Origin of the sequence: Streptomyces sp. adm13(2018) (genome assembly GCF_008042145.1) — a bacterium.
Taxonomy (GTDB): Bacteria; Actinomycetota; Actinomycetes; order Streptomycetales; family Streptomycetaceae; genus Streptomyces.
In genome coordinates, this window is the sequence record NZ_RDBH01000294.1 from 1 (window position 1) to 1,024 (window position 1,024).

The 1,024-nt window shown below is 75.4% G+C and carries 1 protein-coding gene; it reads left to right on the top strand.

Annotated elements, in window-relative coordinates; translation table 11 throughout:
• On the top strand, nt 1-1,024 hold a 1,024-nt coding region (locus tag EAO70_RS36720; protein WP_148007103.1), incomplete at both ends, for an HD-GYP domain-containing protein.

Sequence of the window (1,024 nt, forward strand, 5' to 3'; positions counted from 1 at the left end):
CGTGGGCGCGGTTCAGCGTCTCGGCGGTGCTCGCCGCGCCTGGCGGGCCGCCGCCACCGCCCTCGCGGTCTGGGCCGCGGCGAGCACCGCCGAGACGCTGAACCGCGCCCACGTCCTCGGAGACGGGCCCGACGCCCCCGACTTCCCGTACGCCCTGCTGCCCGCCGGCGGCGCCGCGCTCGCCTTCTGCCTCGTCCTCACCGCCCTCGACGGCGGCATCCGGGCCACCGCCGACGGCCTGCCGCTGCGAGCCGCCTGGCACGGCCTCCTCGGCCGGGCCCTCGCCCCGCACGCCGTGCACGGACTCGCCGGACTGATGATGGCCGTCCTCTGGCGCAGCACGTACGGGCCGGTGTCGGCGCTCTTCGTCCTCCTCCCCATCCACATCTCCTGCTGGGTCTTCGCCCAGTACCACCGCGAGCGCGCCGCCCACCAGGCCACCATCCGCGCCCTCGTCCAGGCCGTCGACATCAAGGACCGCTACACCCGGGGCCACGGCGAACGCGTCGGCCACGCCTCCGTCCTGATCGCCCGCGAGCTGGGCATGGCCGAGGACCGGCTCGACGTCGTACGGTTCGCCGGCATCCTCCACGACGTCGGCAAACTCGGCGTCCCCACCCGGATCCTCCGCAAGGACGGCCCCCTCACCCCCGCGGAGCGCCGGATCATCGAACTGCACCCCGAGTACGGCCACGAGATCGTCCGCGGCATCGGCTTCCTCGGCGAGGCACGGGGCGCGATCCTCCACCACCACGAGCGCATGGACGGCAGCGGCTACCCCTACGGCCTGCGCGGCGACGAGATCCCCGAGTGCGCCCGGATGGTGGCCGTCGCCGACGCCTTCGACGCCATGACCTCCACCCGCTCCTACAGCCGGGCCCGCCCGGTGCCCACCGCCGTCGCCGAACTGGAGCGGTGCGCCGGCAGCCAGTTCGACGCCACCATGGTCGCCGCCCTCGTCCGCGCCCTCGACCGGCACGGCTGGCAGCCCGCCGTCACCGCCGACGAGATCCCGACGGGCCCG